This is a genomic window from Calidithermus chliarophilus DSM 9957, assembly GCF_000430045.1.
Classification (GTDB): domain Bacteria; phylum Deinococcota; class Deinococci; order Deinococcales; family Thermaceae; genus Calidithermus; species Calidithermus chliarophilus.
The window spans coordinates 2,368,672-2,384,031 of the sequence record NZ_KE387023.1; the positions used below are offsets into that span (position 1 = coordinate 2,368,672).

Genomic DNA, 15,360 nt, shown 5'->3' on the forward strand with positions numbered 1-15,360 from the left:
ATTTGCGGTTACAGCATTTTCCAGCGCCGATAGAATAGAACTATGAAAGCTGAGAGTTATATGAGCACCGCATTGAGGCTTTACGCCGAGGCAGTGCGGTCATATTTCGTGCGCGAACTGACACGGGTCCACGGCAGCGGGCGCGGGTGGGTCGAGGCCTACCTGGGTTCCCTGAGCGAGTCACGGCGGGCCCTGGTTTTAGAGGACATGAAGCGCGGCAGGACCGCCGAGGAGGTGCTCGACATCAACCACTTCAAGGACATCCTGCTCGGCCAGCGTGAGGTGTTCCGTGAGGCCTTCGGACGCAGCTACAACCGCGCCGTGACCTGGGCCGACGAAATCAGCGAGGTGCGAAACGCCTGGGCACACCAGCAGCAGCTCCCGGAGGAGGACGTCAACCGCACCCTCGACACCATCGCCCGCTTCCTGCGCCTCATCGGCGCGGAGGATTCGGCGACCGAAGTGCGCAAGCTCATGGAGCGTGACCTTCCCAGTTCTCCCAAGGGCAGCCTGCCGCCCTGGTGGCGTCTGGCCGAGCCCGATGAGGCCATCCGTAGGGGCGACTTCGACGAGAACACCTTCGCGGCCAAGCTCGACGACGTGGTGGCGGGGAGGGCCACGTCCGAGTACCGCTACGCCGACGAGTTCTTCAAGAAAACGTACCTCACCAAGGAACTTGCCTCCATCCTCAAGGACACCGTGCGGCGTCTGGCTGGCCTTGGCGGGGAGGCGGTGGTGCAACTGCGCACGCCCTTTGGCGGCGGCAAGACCCACGCGCTGATTGCCCTGTACCACCTGGTCAAGGCCTACTCCGAGCTCACTGACTTGCCCGAGGTCAAGTCCCTGTTACAGGAGGCCGGGGTTGGCAGCATGCCGAGGGCCCGCGTGGCCGTCCTGGTCGGCACCGACCTCTCGGCCCAAGGACGCACGGCCGACGGCCTGCGCATCCGCACCCTGTGGGGCGAGTTGGCCTACCAACTCGGCGATAGGGCGGGCTACGAGACGCTGCGCTCCGCGGACGAGGCCATGACCCCGCCCGGCAAGCAGGCCCTGGCCGCGCTCCTCCAGGCCTACAGCCCCGCCCTCATCCTGATGGACGAGCTCTTGGTCTACCAGGTCAAGGCCGCCTCGGTCTCCGTCGGCAGCACCAGCCTGCAGGCCCAGACCTTCGCCTTCCTCCAGGAGCTCACCGAAGTGGTCGGCAGCCAGAGCAACGCCGCCCTAGTCACCACCTTCCCCGAGTCGCACATCGAGTACTACGACCATAAGGACTCGCCGGAGGTCTTCGCCCGCCTGGAGAAGATATTCGGACGGGTGCAGGCCGTGCGCATGCCGGTGCAGGGGGAGGAAATCTACGAGGTGCTGCGGCGCCGCCTGTTCGAGCGCATCGACGGCGAGGGGGCCAAGCAGGTGGTGGCCGCCTACATGAAGGCCTACGAGGAGCTGAAGAACGAGCTGCCCAGCGAGGTGCGCAGCGGCGAGTACGGGCGCAAGATGCTCAAGGCCTTCCCCTTCCACCCCGAGCTGGTCAACGTCCTCTACGAGCGGTGGGGCACTATGCAGACCTTTCAGAAGACCCGGGGCGTGCTGCGCCTGCTGGCGCGGGTGGTCGAGGCCGGGTACCTTACGGCCTCGGCCCGTCCCCTCATCGGGCTCGGCGACGTGGCCCTGGAGTCCGCTGACCTGCGGGCCACTGTTACGAGCGTGCTCGAGGACGCCAACTGGGAGGCGGTGCTGGCCTCGGATATCATCCCCCCGGAAGGGAAGGCCTACCTGCTCGACCGTGAGCTCGGGGGCGACTACGCGCGCTACCGACTGGGCCAGTCGCTGGCCACGTCCGTGTTCTTCTACTCCCACTCCGGCGGTGGGGTGGAGCGGGGGGCCACCCGCCCGCAGCTCAACCTGGCTCTGGTGTACCCTGAGGGCATCTCGCCGCTGCTCATCGGCGACGCGCTCGACAACCTCAAGGGGCGGCTGCACTACCTGTACTCCAACGGGAGTTGGGCCTTCAAGGCCCAGCCCAACCTCAACGCGGTGCTGGCCGACCGGATGGCCCACGTCAAGGCTGCCGACGTGGAGGAGTTGCTCAGGCAGCAGGTGGAGAAGGCCGTGGGGTCGGGGGTCTTCAGGGCCTACGTATGGCCCTCCAGCCACCGGGACGTGCCGGATAGCCACGGCCTCAAGCTCGTCGTGCTCGGACCCGACGCCCCGCACGACGACAAAGACGCCCTGGAGCGCGGCTACCGTGTCGTGCAGGACAACCACGCCTCCGGGCCACGGGTCTACAAGAACACCACCCTGTTCCTGGCGATGTCCCGTGCGGCCTACCTGCGGGCTCAGGAGGCGGCCCGTAAGCTGCTGGCGCTGGAGGACATCCGGTCAGACCGTGGGCTCGTGCTCTCGGACGAGCAGAAGCAGGACCTGGAACGCCTCCTCCGCGAGGCGCGGGAGTCCCTGCCCGCGGTGGTCAAGGGCTGCTACACGGGGATGCTCGAGCCCATGGACGCTAAAGGTGCCTACCGCTACCACGACGTCACGGCTCACGCCAAGACCCAGGCCAACTTCCAGGCGATTGCCGTCGAGGTGCTGCGCTCGGAGGACCGCCTGCTGTCGGCCATCGACCCGGCCTACCTGGTGCAGGGGCCGTGGGGCTTGTGGCCTACCGACGAGGCCTACTTGAGCCTGCGCGACCTGCGCGAGCACTTCCTGCGCCTGCCGCACCTGCCCTTCCTCGAACGCGACGAGGCGCTCAAGGAGGCGGTGGTCCGGGGCGTGCACATCCGCCTCTTCGAGCTGGGGGTCAAGGGTAGCGACGGCTTCGCCCAGGTGTGGCACGCCGGGAAGGCCCCCCGGCCGGAGGACGTGTTCTTCACCGAGGCCTACGTGCTGGCCCGCCCCGGCACCCTGCCGCGTCCCGATGAAGGAGGCGTCGTTACGGACCCTCCACCGCCTCCGCCGCCGGGTCCAAAAAACTCGGCGCCTGACCCCACGCCTGGGGGTAAGCCCGAGCCTAAGCAGGCCAAGACCCGGGTTAGGGTGACCCTGGAGCAGGTCGAGCTGGCCCGCATCCCGGCGCTGGTGGACCTGGCCAAGGCCCTGCGCGACGCCGGGGGCACCGTGCGCCTTCGGGTCGAGGTCGAGGCCTTCAACCCCCAGGGGCTCGACGAGGCGGTGCTGCGTACCTCGGCCCTGGAGATTCTCGACCAGTACAACCTCAAGGCCGACTGGCAGGAGGAGTAGCCCATGCGTTGGGACTCCCTCGTGGACCGGGTCCTGCAGGCCCCCTTCTGGCCCGAGCCGGTGCGGGTTTTGCGGGTAGCGCCCGCCGGGGGGCGGTATGCCGTGGTGGCGGAGGGCCTCTCCAGCCGCCAGACCCACCACCGCCTCCTCGGAGAGGCTGACGTGGCTGACCTGCTGCGCTCGGGCCAGTCCGAGGAGCGGCCCTTCGGCGGGGACGGCGAGCTGTTCGCCCTAGGGGTCGAGGCCAGGCGCATCCAGCTCGGCTACGCCTTCGACCCCTTTTTCGCGGTCTCAGCCAGCCGCATTGACCCGCTGCCGCACCAGCTCGAGGCCGTCTACGGCGTGCTCCTGAAGAAGTCACGTGTGCGCTTTCTGCTCGCGGACGACCCCGGGGCTGGGAAGACGGTAATGGCTGGACTTTTTCTCAAGGAGCTCAAGTACCGGGGGGTGCTGGAGCGCGCTCTCATCGTCACTCCGGCCAACCTCACCGACCAGTGGCAGCGCGAGCTGAAGGAGAAGTTCGGCGAGACCTTCGAGGTCATGAACCGTGACTCGGCCACCGCCGCCTATCAGGACAACCCCTGGGAGAAGCGCTCCCAACTCATCACCAGCATCGACTTTGCCAAGCGGGAGGAGAACCTGAGCCTCCTGGAGCGGGTGCAGTGGGACCTGGTGATTGTGGACGAGTCCCACAAGCTCTCGGCCACCCGCTACGGGGCCGAGGTCAAGAAGTCGCAGCGCTACCGCCTGGGCGAGGTGCTCGCCAGGAGCAGCACCCACCTGCTGTTCCTCACCGCCACGCCCCACCAGGGAGACGACGAGAAGTTCCGGCTGCTCCTCGACCTGCTCGAGCCCGACCTCTTCGCCAACACGGCCCTGCTGCAGGAGGCTGCTCGGAAGAACGAGAACCCCATTCTGCTGCGCCGCCTCAAAGAGGACATGACCGACTTCGAGGGCAAGCCCCTCTTCCCGCCGCGCTACGTGCACAGCCTGTCCTTCAAGCTCTCGCCCAGCGAGCGCGAGCTCTATGCCAAGGTCAGCGATTACGTGGGCAAGCACTTCAAGCGGGCCTGGGACGAGCGGCGGCGCAACGTGGGGCTGGCGATGACGGTCCTGCAGCGGCGCCTGGCCAGCAGCACCTACGCCATCGCGCAGAGCCTGGAGAACCGCCAGCGGCGGCTGGAGTCGCTGCGGCAGCAGGTGGCCGCGCTGCAGGAGAACCCCTACGGCGAGTACACCGAGGAGGAGCTGGAGGAGATGGCCGAGGACGAGCGTTGGCGGGTGGAGAACGCCATCGCCGAACGCCTGACCCTCGCCCGCAACCTGCCCGAGCTGGAGGCCGAGCTGGGCGAGCTGGAGGTTCTGGTGAAACAGGCCCGCACCCTGGCTCGTCTGGAGGACGACCGCAAGCTGAAGGAGCTGCTGTCGGTGCTGGAGAAGCTGGGGGACGAGAAGCTGCTCATCTTCACCGAGCACAAGGACACCCTGCGCTTCCTGGTCGAGGTGCTGCGCAAGCGCGGCTACGCCGTGACCTCTATCGACGGCTCGATGACGCTGGAGGAGAGGGTCATGCGCGAGCGGGAGTTCCGCGACAGCGCCCAGGTGATGGTCGCCACTGAGGCCGCGGGCGAGGGCATCAACCTGCAGTTCTGTGCGGTGATGGTCAACTACGACCTGCCCTGGAACCCCACCCGCCTCGAGCAGCGCATGGGCCGCATCCACCGCTACGGGCAGCGCTACGACGTACACATCTACAACCTGGTGGCCGAGGGCACCCGTGAGGGCGAGGTGCTGAAGGTGGTGCTGGACAAGCTCGAGGTCATGCGGGCGCAGATGGGCTCCGACCGGGTCTACGACGTGGTGGGCGAGCTGCTTTCCGACGTCAACCTCGAGGCCCTCATCCTGGAGCACCTCACCGGACGCAAGACCCTGGCGGAAATCCGTGCCGTGGTCGAGGCCCGCCTGTCGCCCGAGCGGGTCGAGTTCATCCGGGAGGTCACCCTGGAGGCGCTGGCAAAGCGCGAGCTGGACCTGTCCCGCCTGCGAGAAGAGCGGGAGCGCTCCGAACACTACCGCCTGCAGCCCGAGTACACCCAGCGCTTTTTCGTGCGGGCCCTGACTCGCCTGGGTGGGGGTGTGGAGCGGCGTGGTGACGGTCTTTTCCGGGTCACAGTGCCCTACGACCTCACTCGCAGGCGGCCTGGGGTACTGGCTCGCGAGTATGGGAAGGTCACCTTCGACCCCAAAGTGCGCCAGGAGGCCGAACTCATCGCGCCGGGTCACCCCCTCTTCGACCTGGTTCTGGAGGAGACACTGGCTCAGGCCGCACCCGTGCTGCGCCAGGGAGCTGCCTTCCAGACCGACCAGGGCACCGAAGGGGTGCTGGGATACCTGGAAATGAGCGTGGTGGACGGGCTGGGGCAGACCGTGTCCCGCAGGCTGTACGCCGCCGTGGCCGCAGACACGGTGCAGGCAGTCCCCGCCGAGTTCATCGTGGACACCGAGCCAGCCCCTTCCCATGAGCTCCCGAGCGTGGACGCGGCAGCAGCGAAGGAGAAGCTGCTGGCCTGGGCCTACGACCAGGTGCTCGACAGCTTCTTCGAAGAGGTGGTAAGCGAGCGCAGGCGCGAGGTCCACATCCGCCGCAAGTACGCCCGCCGGAGCCTGGAGTACCTGATTGAGGAGTCGGTCAGGAAGCTCACCCAGTACAAGCTCAAGTCCGATGAGGGAGAGGCCATGCGGCTGGCCATCCTGCAGGAGGAGCGCAAGCTGAAGGACTTGGAGGAGCGGCTGAAGTCCCTCGACGATGTGCTGGCGCGGGCCGAGGCCCTTCACCCCCAGCCTGCGGAGGTGTTCGCCCAGGCCTACCTGCGTCCGCGCCCGCTGGGCGTCCCCAGCGAGGATGACCCTGCAGTCCGCAAGGCGGTGGAGGAGGCCGCCATGCGGGTCAGCATGGCTTACGAGGCAGCTCAGGGGCGCCAGCCGCGCGACGTCAGCCTGGAGAACCTGGGTTACGACATCCGCTCGGGAGACCGCCACATCGAGGTCAAGGGGCGGGCAGGGGTGGGGCCGGTGGTGCTGACCCCGAACGAGTGGATTTCCGCCCGCCGCATCGGTGGGCAGTACTGGCTCTACATCGTGACCGAGGCCCTCACCAGACCGCGCCTTCACCTCATCCAGGACCCCGCGGCCAAGCTGACCCCCGGCGAAGAGGTGAGCGTGGTGCGCTACGTATTGCCTTTGGAGGAGTGGCAGCAGCATGCCGAGGCTGCAGCAAAATGAAGCCGCCCGTGCTTATCTACCACATCACGCACATAGAAAACCTTAGAGGCATCCTGGAAGAAGGGCGCCTCTGGGCGAAAAACCTGTTGCCGAGGCTATGCACCAGCATTGCCTACGAACATATTCAGGAGGAGCGGGCCCAGCGAACGGTGCCGGTAGGCCCTGGAGGGGTCCTGCACGACTACGTGCCTTTTTACTTTTGTCCCCGTTCGCCCATGCTCTATGCCCTACACAACCCCGTGGAAGGGCAGATGCACTACAGGGGAGGCCAAAGGCCCATCCTGCACATCGTCTCGAGCGTCGAACGGGTCGAGCAGGCTGGCTTACCTTTTGTTTTCACAGACCGACATGCCAAGAAAAAATACGCGGATTTCTTCACCCAAAAAGCCGACTTTGCCCGGCTGGACTGGCAGGCTATCCGAGCCCGGCGTTGGTTCGACACGCCCGAACAGCCCTACCGTAAGGAAAAGAAGCAGGCTGAGCTCCTGGTTCACCGTTTTTTCCCATGGGAACTGGTCGAGGGCATCGGGGTCTTGGATTCGGGCATGGCTAGGGGGGTTCGACAAGTCCTCGAGGCCTTCCCCAAGGCAATGTGGCGAACTGTCTGGGTTAAACGCGATTGGTACTATTGAGCTATGGGGGGGGCGATGGTCCAGTACAAACAGGGTGACCTCTTGCAGGCTCCTGTAGAGGCTCTGGTCAACACGGTCAACACCGTGGGGGTGATGGGTAAGGGGGTGGCTCTACAATTCAAGCGGGCCTATCCCGAGAACTACCGGGCCTACGAAGCTGCCTGCCGCAAGGCACAGGTGCAGATTGGTCGTATTTTCGTGTTCGACCGTGGGCCTTTGTCTCGTCCCCGCTACATCCTTAACTTTCCCACCAAGAAGCACTGGCGACAGCCCTCGCGCCTCGAGTACGTTCGGGAGGGCCTGGCCGACCTGGTGCGACAGGTGGCGGAGCTTGGCATCCGCTCGCTGGCCCTACCGCCTTTGGGCGTGGGCAACGGCGGCCTGGACTGGGCTGTGGTGCGGCCCCTGATTGAGGAGGCTTTTGCTGGCTTGCCGGAGGTGGAGGTCTGGGTTTTCGAGCCCCAGCCTGGGTTTCAGGCCGACCTGGCTCCGGCCTCGAGCAAACCCCACCTCACCCCAGCCAGGGCTGCTCTGCTCAAGTTGTTTGCCCTTTACAGCGCCCTAGGCGAACCGGTGGGCAGACTCGAGGCCCAAAAGCTGGCCTACTTCCTCCAGGAAGCCGCCATGCCCCTCAAGCTGAACTTCGTGAAGCAACAGTACGGCCCTTATGCTGAAAACCTCAACCCAGTGTTGCAGCGCCTCGAGGGCCACTACCTCCGGGGATACGGCGACCGCAACACCCCTTCGGCCATGCAACTGGCTCCCGGAGCCCTGGACGAGGCGGTAGCCTTCCTGGCCGACCACCCGGAGGCCGACGAGGCAGTAAGCCGTGCTGCCGAGCTTATCGAGGGCTTCGACTCGCCGTATGGTCTAGAGTTGCTGGCTACGGTACACTGGGCTTTCACCCGTGAAGGAGCCCAGGACTGGGCCTCGCTGCTGAAGGTGGTTCGCGCTTGGAGCCCCCGCAAAGAGCGCTTCCTCGAAGCCCACCTGCGGGTAGCGGTAGAGCACCTGGCCCAGAAGGGCTGGCTCCCTCAGCCTGTAGCCGATTCAGCACAGTCGTAGCTGGCCGTATCTAAACTCTGAAAGCTGAGTTCTTAACTCTGATTCAGAGTTGTTGCCGAAATTGGGAGTTCAATATGAAGCAGAAACGCCGCCTTATCGAGCACCGTTTACCCCTCAAGGAAATCTCGGAAGCCTCCGCCAGGGAGAAATCCATCCGCCACGGCCACATCTCCACCCTGCACATCTGGTGGGCGAGGCGTCCCCTGGCCGCCAGCCGCGCCGCCGTGTTCGGCACGCTGGTGCCCGACACCGACGAGAACTACGAGCTGGTGAAGCAAATCGTCCCCTGGGAGGCCGTGAAGGACGGCAACAACGGGGCCATCCTCGAGGCCCGCCGCCGCGTCCTGGAAGCCAACGGGGGCAAGCCGCCCAAGGTGCTCGACCCCTTCGGCGGGGGCGGGGCGATTCCGCTGGAGGCCCTGCGCCTGGGCTGCGAGGTCTACAGCCTCGACCTCAACCCGGTGGCCCACCTCATCCAGCGGGCCACGCTGGAGTACCCCCAAAAGTACGGCCAGCCCGGCAGCCGCCCGGTTCCTGAGCACATCCGGGCCAAGGACACCGCCAAGGGCAAGGGCCGCCAGTCGCTGGACTTTGGCGACGGGGAATGGACCAGCAGCTACCAGCAGAACCCCCTGGCCGCCGAGGTGCGCTACTGGGGCGAGTGGGTGCTCGAGCGGGCCAAGGCCGAGCTTTCCGAGTTCTACCCGCCCGATGCCGACGGCAAAACCCCGGTGGCCTACCTGTGGGCCCGCACCGTGACCTGCACCAACCCCACCTGCCGCGCCGAGGTGCCCCTGGTGCGCCAGTGGTGGCTGGCCAAGAAGGACAAAAAGCGCATCGCCCTGAGGCCCAAAGTAGATGCGGAGGCCAAGACTGTTTCGTTTGAGGTGGTGGAGGTGGGCAGGGGCGAGGAGTGGCCCGACAAGGGAACCATCGAGCGGGGAAACGCCACCTGCTTGGTCTGCGGCACGGCCATTCCCTCGTCTGAGACACAAAATCAGGCTAGGGCGGGAAAGTGGGGGGAGCGTCTTTTGGCGGTTGTGCTGAGTGACAAAGGCGAAAGCGGAAAAGTCTATCGCGCCCCCACCTCAAACGACGAGGCAGTCTTAGAGCGGGCCAAGTCAAGGTTGGAGGAGCTGAAGCAGGGCGAGAGTCCGTTTGGTGAGCTTCCCCTAATCCCCGATGAACCCATTCCTTACGAGCCTCGAGCATTCACCCCTTGCATCTACGGCTTCAAGGAATGGGGCCAGCTTTTCAACCCCCGCCAGGCCCTGGCCCTGGTCACCTTTGCCAAGTGGGTGCGCGAGGCCCACGCCGAGATGCTGAAGGTGGGGATGGATGAGGAGTGGGCTCGAGGGGTGGCGACATATTTAGCGCTTGCACTAGATAAGCTTGCAGACTATACCTCAACGCTTTGCACCTGGCATTTCCATAATCGTGAAAAAGTGAGTCACACATTCACTCGTCAGGCCCTACCTATGGTTTGGGATTATGTTGAAATAAACCCTTGCGAAAGAGCCTCGGGTGACTGGCAAGGCTCGTTCGAATGGTTTGAAATCACCCTGAAGACCCAGGGATTTTCGACTGTATCAGACAGCCATATACTGCGCGGCACCGCTACCCGCCTCCCCTTCGAAGACAACTTCTTCGACGCCATCATCACCGACCCGCCCTACTACGACGCCGTGCCCTACGCCGACCTCTCGGACTTCTTCTACGTCTGGCTCAAGCGCACCATCGGCCACCTCTACCCCGAGCACTTCCGCACCCCCCTTACGCCCAAGCGCGAGGAGGCGGTGCAGAACCCGGTGCGCCACGGGGGCGACAACCAGCGGGCCAAGCAGTTCTTCGAGGAGATGATGGGCCAGGCCTTCCGCGAGATGCACCGGGTGCTCAAGCCCCATGGCGAGGCCACCATCGTCTTCGCCCACAAGAGCACCGAGGCCTGGGAGACCCTCATCGGCGCGCTGATTCGGGCGGGGTTCCAGGTGGAGGCCTCCTGGCCCCTGCACACCGAGATGCAGACCCGGCTCAGGGCCAGGGACTCAGCGGCGCTGGCCTCCTCCACCTTCCTCAACTGCACCAAGCGCGAGGGGGGGAGCATGGGCTTCTTCGCCGAGGTGCGCCGGGAGATGCAAGAGGCCATCCGCCCACAGCTTGAAGAGTTCTGGGAGGCGGGGATTCGCGGGGCCGATTTCTTCATGTCGGCCATCGGGCCGGGGCTGGAGGCCTATAGCCGCTACGACGTGGTCAAGCGGGCCGACGGGCGCGAGGTTACGGTGGGGGATTTCCTGGACGAGGTGCGGAAAATCGTGCTGGAGTTCGCCCTTAGCCGGGTGCTGGGGGCGAAGGCCATGGGCGCAGTGGATGGGCCTACCCAGTTCGCCCTGCTGGCGCTTTGGGCTTACGGAGCCGAGCTGCCCTCTGATGAGGCCCGCAAGCTGGCCCAGAGCACGGGGGTGGAGCTGCGCGAGCTGGGCACGCTGGTGCAGGAGAAGGGGGAGAAAACCACCCTCCGGCTGTCGAAGGACCGCGCGAAGGACAAGAACTTAGGCATCCCCAGCACCACCGGGTCGGTGCCCATGATAGACGCGTTGCACCATACGCTCCTGAAGATGCGCGAGGGCAAGCAGGCCATCGCGGATTACCTGAGCGAGGTGGGATACCTGGAGCAGGAGGCCTTCTGGCAGAGTGCCCAGGCCCTGTCCGAGGTGCTGGGAGACAGTGACGAGGGGCGTTCAATACATGAACTGTTGTCGGTACGCGGCGGGTTGCCGAAGGCGGCTGCGGCTCGCCTGCTCTAGGAAGCCTGGCGGCTTGGCGTGCTGAACAAACTGCCTGGTTAATACATGTGGTCCAGAGGAAAGCGCATCTTCACAGTAAAGAACGAGGTCGCTGTCCCGAACCCGCCGCCCGTGCGGATTCTGAGGTCGAGGGGCTTCACCCCGGTGGACTTAGAAACCACCCCGGGCGAGGTGTTCATATTGATGGCTCAGGGCTCCCTTGTCTCAAACATCCCCGACGTGATTGTTGCGGACGCGGCGGCGGGCTTCGTCAGGTACTCCCACATGCTGAGCGGGACGGGCACCATGCTCGACCTAGCGAAGAGCCCGGCCGATGTGTACAAGGACTTCGTGAAAACCTCGTTCGCGGGCCAGTGGGGCATCCCGTTTAGCCTTAAGCGTCTCAACGAGATGGGGTACCACTGGTTCGCCCACTTTGAGCACGGCACACCGTCAGCAGCTTCTAGGGGGCCGGACTACGTGATGATGCACGAAAGTGGCATCCCTGCCCTACTGGAGTCCAAGGGAACGCTCGAAACCGACGAATCTAGAGCGTGGGAAACGACGACCGGGGCTTACCGCTCCCAGGTGCAGCCCTGGCTCGGAAAGTCCAGAGACTACAACGGCGTGAGCGTGCACTTCGGATGCGGGTTCGCTGTAACCACGCTCACCGACGCGGCAGGGACGGGTGTTTACGTCGTGCACACCCAGGGCGCCCCCACGGCCCCGGTAGCGGTTCCCTTCGCCCGCCCGCGTTCGATGAGTGTGCCGCTCTCGAGCCCTATCGTGGTGCTTCACTACGCGCGTTGGCTGCGCCTGATGGGTCTTAGACCCCAAGCACTGGCTTTAGAGCAGGGAATGTATAGAAATGGAGCGTTTGAACCACCAACTGGATTGGACTTGCCGCCAATCCGTTTATTTCGTTACCGCTACCGTGGACAGGAGTACCATTTCAGCGAGGAGCTTTTCCTTTGGTTCATCCTGGAGCCCGGCTTCTATCTCAGGTACCCACTCTTTAAGCTCGGCTTAAGGTGTGAACTATCTAGCAGGTTGCTACGTGCTGTATACCGCCGAGCTGGCAGGTCTGATGACGTGGAAAATAGGCTGGTTGACATTGAGCTGGAGTTTGGAACGCGCAATAATGAACAGCTCGATGGCGTCCTGATGTTCGCTGATGGGGCGATAGCAGTCTTCTACGATGACACCCCGGCCCAATGGGATGAATCATTTGACCCCATAAGCACTGATTTATTCGACATGTTGTAGCTTTTGGCAAGTCGATGGCGGATGCCTTTATGGTCATCCGCCGTCACGTTTGCACTACTTCCTAAGCAACCTTCGAATAAGAACGGGAATGTCTTGGAGAGCTTCAACGACCTCCCCGAGCCCCTCAACGCTGCTCACCGACCAGCCGCCCCACGGCAAAGCCTTCACCAGCCACCACTGCCCCTCGAGCCTCACGCGGTAGAGGCTGCCGAACCCGTCCCTGTCCCGTGCCCTGGCCGTCGCGCCTTTGGGGGGGAGGAGGGGGACCCGGTTCCAGTGGCTGGGCAGGTCATGGGGGTCCTGCTCCTCCCTCGGGGTGAGGGGCACCCACCGTTGCTCAGGCGGTTCGACGTTTTGTGCCTTATCGCTGGGGGTTGGGGACGGCATCATGGCGAGCAGGTCAGCTAGGTGCGACATGCCGAACCCCCTCAGGTGTGGCGGTGTGTAGCCGGATGTAACCCGAGGTGTACCCGCGGGAGTCGCGTTTCGGGCGCTGTGCCTTGGACTCGGTTACACCTTCTACACCTCTACTCGCTACTGGGCACGCGCGGGCCCTCAAGTCAGACCCTGGGTTTGAACAGCGAAAGGCATCAGCGCCCCTGAGGTCGGATAGGTGTAACCGGCCTCGGTTATTGCTGTCTGGGGCGAAGCTCTTGCCCGCTGCACCTGGGGTGTAACGGCTACACCCCAGGTGAAAACCCGCCACTTTACCGTTCATGGCGTGGGTCTTCCGCTTATTCATCGTAGCTCCTCTGCACCACGGCCAGCACGCGCACTGAGAGGCCATCTCGCTTGCGGGGGATGGTGGCTTTCCCGTCGCTGCCGGGCAGAATCAACCCGCGCTCTGCCCATCTCTGGCCGTGTAGCTGCACCGCCGTCTTTCCCATGCGCTCGGTGAACGCGCCGGTACCGGTGGGCACGAACCAGACCTTCTGCCCCTGATACTCACCTTCCCACGCCACCACCTCCCCCTTCAGGCGCCGCCCGCCCGAACCGTCAGGACCGGCGGCAGCGATGAGGCCGCTAAGGTCTTCCCAGGCCTCCGAGGAGGGGTCCCTCAGGCTGGCGGCACTGCTGAGGAGCCCCTGCCACTGCACCGGCAGGTCGCGAAAGGAGTCAGGATAGGGCAGCTCAAGAGCCCCACAGGCGTACCCAAGGGTCACCATCACGTGAGCGAACACGTCGTTCCAGGGCGCGGGCAGGTAGGTGAAGCTCTGAGCGAACTGAGGTTGGCTGCCGCGGTAGTCCTCCCAGTTCAGCCACACCCGCTCGGACACTAGCCGCCCCAGGGTGCCAGCCCCTGCGCCCCACGCCGCTTCGAGGAGGGCGGCCCTCTCCCCGGCGTCCCGTCGCCCCAGCGGCATCCAGTGAGGGCCCTCGAGCCACAGCACCCTGCGGTGGGCGCCGTGGTGGCGGAAGGCGGGGAGGGCCTCCCCGGCCAGCAGGAGGGCACCGCCGATGGAGGTACCGCCGCGCGCCCTGCCGTCCGCCCCGCCGCGGGTGTAGCTCTCGCCGTTGGCGAACTGGTAGACCAGCTTTTCGAGCGGGTTGTCCTGCTCCCGCGCGGTGTGGGCCTCGTCGATGAAGAGGGGTAGGCCGCCGAGGCGCTCAAGGGTCTGTAGGTAACCCGCCAGCGTGGTCCGCCCGGCCTCCAGCCGCAGGGGGCTGTGGGTCGGGTCACCCCACACCCCGACGGCGAACTGGGCCAGGGTGCTCTTGCCGGTTCCCGAGTCCCCCGCCAGGTAGAGCACCGGGTTTCGCCGCACGCCCGCGCGAACAATCGCGGGGGCCGCGAGGGCAAGACCCAGGGCCGTCCAGAAGGCACCGGCATCCTCCCAGCCGCTAGCTTCCTCCAGCACCCGGCGGTAGGCACCGAGGTCCTTGCCGACCCGTACGGCAGGTTCGGGTTTGACGGCGGTGTGGATGTCCCCCACGGCCCCGTCGGGCAGCACCAGGGTGCTCCCGCGGCGGTAGAGGCCCAGGCGGCTGGCGCGTGATTCGTGTGGGAGGGCGGTGCGGTTATGGTGGGCGAAGGCGACGAGGTAAGCAGCCACCTCCTTCGCGTTGACCTCCGACACGGCGGCCCCTCGAGCGGCAAGGTACTCGAGTACGCCCTTGGCCTTGGCCAGTTCGGCGCGCGGCGCTGTCACTGTGGTGCGGCTGTCGAGCCCCCTGTCGAAGGCCACGGTAAGGGTTTCGTCGCCCGTGTCGAGGTCGCTTCCCAGGGCGGTCACCGCCAGGTGGCCCGGGTATACGGGGCGCGGCTTGTCGCCGACCATGCGGTAGAGGCCCCCCTGCTCGAGGGAGTAGCCCTCCGGCAGGAATAGCTTCTGACCCGTCAACGGGTGGGTGCCGAGCGGGCCACGGGCTTCGTGTCCCTGCGGGGTCTGAAGGTATTCGAGGGGGTTGTAGCCCGCGGCCAGCGCGTCGTCCACCCCGAGTTTGCGCCCCCCGGGCTCTGGCAGGTACAGCACCCGCACGTGGGCCCCCCGGCTAGCCAGGAAAGCCGCGAGGCGCTCGAGGGCCAGCTTGACCTGCTCCTTGCGCACCACGTCGGAGTCGAAGGCCAGGACCACTTCGCGCCCGTTGAAGGCGATTTCCTCGAAGTCGGGCAGGCTCGTCTTGCCGCCCTGACCGTTCTTGCCGCGCCAGCCCCAGACCCCGTTGAGGTTGACGGGCATCACCGCGTCGCCGAAGTGGCTCGCCAGGGCGTCTGCCTTCTTGGCACCCTCGGTGAACCAGAGGGGCACCGAGGGGTCGCCCAGCGCGCTGCGGTAGCGCGGCAGCACGTCGAGCACCAGGTTGACGCTCATGGGCCACTCGTACTTGATGGTTTTGCCGCCAGGTTGGCGCGGTCTGTCGGGGCGCAGCATATGAGTGTAGGGTTCAGGCCTGCCCAGACGGTAGACAGGGATGAGCAGCCCGGGCACCCTCATCTGCTGGCTCTCGAAGCCCTGCAGGTCCTCCTTGCGGGTGACCGTGCGGTAGCCCCGCTCGGCAATGACTGGCTCGCTGATGGCGCTCGCCGCGAGCTGCTCCCGGTGTTCTTCGCTGATGTATATTGGTTTTGTCATCATCTACACCTCGTAGTG

8 protein-coding genes are annotated in these 15,360 nt (G+C 65.3%); 6 read left to right on the forward strand and 2 right to left on the reverse strand.

Features of this window, described 5'->3' with window-relative positions; translation table 11 throughout:
- Window positions 1-42: 42 nt before the first annotated feature.
- The 6 genes from MEICH_RS0111510 (at window position 43) to MEICH_RS0111535 (ending at window position 12,268) form a co-directional block, all read left to right on the forward strand.
- Window positions 43-3,240, forward strand: coding sequence for a DUF499 domain-containing protein (locus tag MEICH_RS0111510; protein WP_245587643.1), 3,198 nt, complete (start codon window positions 43-45; stop codon window positions 3,238-3,240).
- A 3-nt stretch (window positions 3,241-3,243) separates the two neighbouring features.
- A complete protein-coding gene (locus MEICH_RS30465) occupies window positions 3,244-6,522 on the forward strand; it encodes a helicase-related protein (RefSeq protein WP_027892736.1) in 3,279 nt (1,092 codons plus the stop codon).
- Between the two features lie 8 nt (window positions 6,523-6,530).
- Window positions 6,531-7,154, forward strand: a complete 624-nt coding sequence (gene darT / locus MEICH_RS0111520; RefSeq protein ID WP_245587644.1) for a type II toxin-antitoxin system toxin DNA ADP-ribosyl transferase DarT — start codon at window positions 6,531-6,533, stop codon at window positions 7,152-7,154.
- A gap of 15 nt (window positions 7,155-7,169) precedes the next feature.
- Window positions 7,170-8,219, forward strand: coding sequence for a type II toxin-antitoxin system antitoxin DNA ADP-ribosyl glycohydrolase DarG (gene darG / locus MEICH_RS0111525; RefSeq protein ID WP_027892738.1), 1,050 nt, complete (start codon window positions 7,170-7,172; stop codon window positions 8,217-8,219).
- Window positions 8,220-8,293: 74 nt separating this feature from the next.
- On the forward strand, window positions 8,294-11,023 hold the full coding sequence (locus tag MEICH_RS0111530) for a DUF1156 domain-containing protein (protein WP_027892739.1): 2,730 nt from the start codon (window positions 8,294-8,296) through the stop codon (window positions 11,021-11,023).
- A 45-nt stretch (window positions 11,024-11,068) separates the two neighbouring features.
- Entirely contained in the window at window positions 11,069-12,268 is a 1,200-nt protein-coding gene (locus tag MEICH_RS0111535) for a hypothetical protein (protein ID WP_157202748.1), read from the forward strand.
- A 54-nt stretch (window positions 12,269-12,322) separates the two neighbouring features.
- Here MEICH_RS0111535 and MEICH_RS0111540 read toward each other — a convergent pair whose 3' ends face one another.
- The gene (locus MEICH_RS0111540; protein ID WP_027892741.1) at window positions 12,323-12,685 is read right to left on the reverse strand and encodes a hypothetical protein; all 363 of its coding nucleotides are present in this window, start codon (window positions 12,683-12,685) and stop codon (window positions 12,323-12,325) included.
- A 317-nt stretch (window positions 12,686-13,002) separates the two neighbouring features.
- Window positions 13,003-15,342, reverse strand: coding sequence for a DUF927 domain-containing protein (locus MEICH_RS0111545; RefSeq protein ID WP_169730661.1), 2,340 nt, complete (start codon window positions 15,340-15,342; stop codon window positions 13,003-13,005).
- Window positions 15,343-15,360: the final 18 nt, after the last annotated feature.

Coding starts and splice junctions, on each gene's coding strand:
- MEICH_RS0111510 (WP_245587643.1), top strand. CDS start 43: ATGAAAGCTGAGAGTTATATGAGCACCGCATTGAGGCTTTACGCCGAG.
- MEICH_RS30465 (WP_027892736.1), top strand. CDS start 3,244: ATGCGTTGGGACTCCCTCGTGGACCGGGTCCTGCAGGCCCCCTTCTGG.
- darG (WP_027892738.1), top strand. CDS start 7,170: ATGGTCCAGTACAAACAGGGTGACCTCTTGCAGGCTCCTGTAGAGGCT.
- MEICH_RS0111530 (WP_027892739.1), top strand. CDS start 8,294: ATGAAGCAGAAACGCCGCCTTATCGAGCACCGTTTACCCCTCAAGGAA.
- MEICH_RS0111535 (WP_157202748.1), top strand. CDS start 11,069: ATGTGGTCCAGAGGAAAGCGCATCTTCACAGTAAAGAACGAGGTCGCT.
- MEICH_RS0111540 (WP_027892741.1), bottom strand. CDS start 12,685: ATGTCGCACCTAGCTGACCTGCTCGCCATGATGCCGTCCCCAACCCCC.
- MEICH_RS0111545 (WP_169730661.1), bottom strand. CDS start 15,342: ATGACAAAACCAATATACATCAGCGAAGAACACCGGGAGCAGCTCGCG.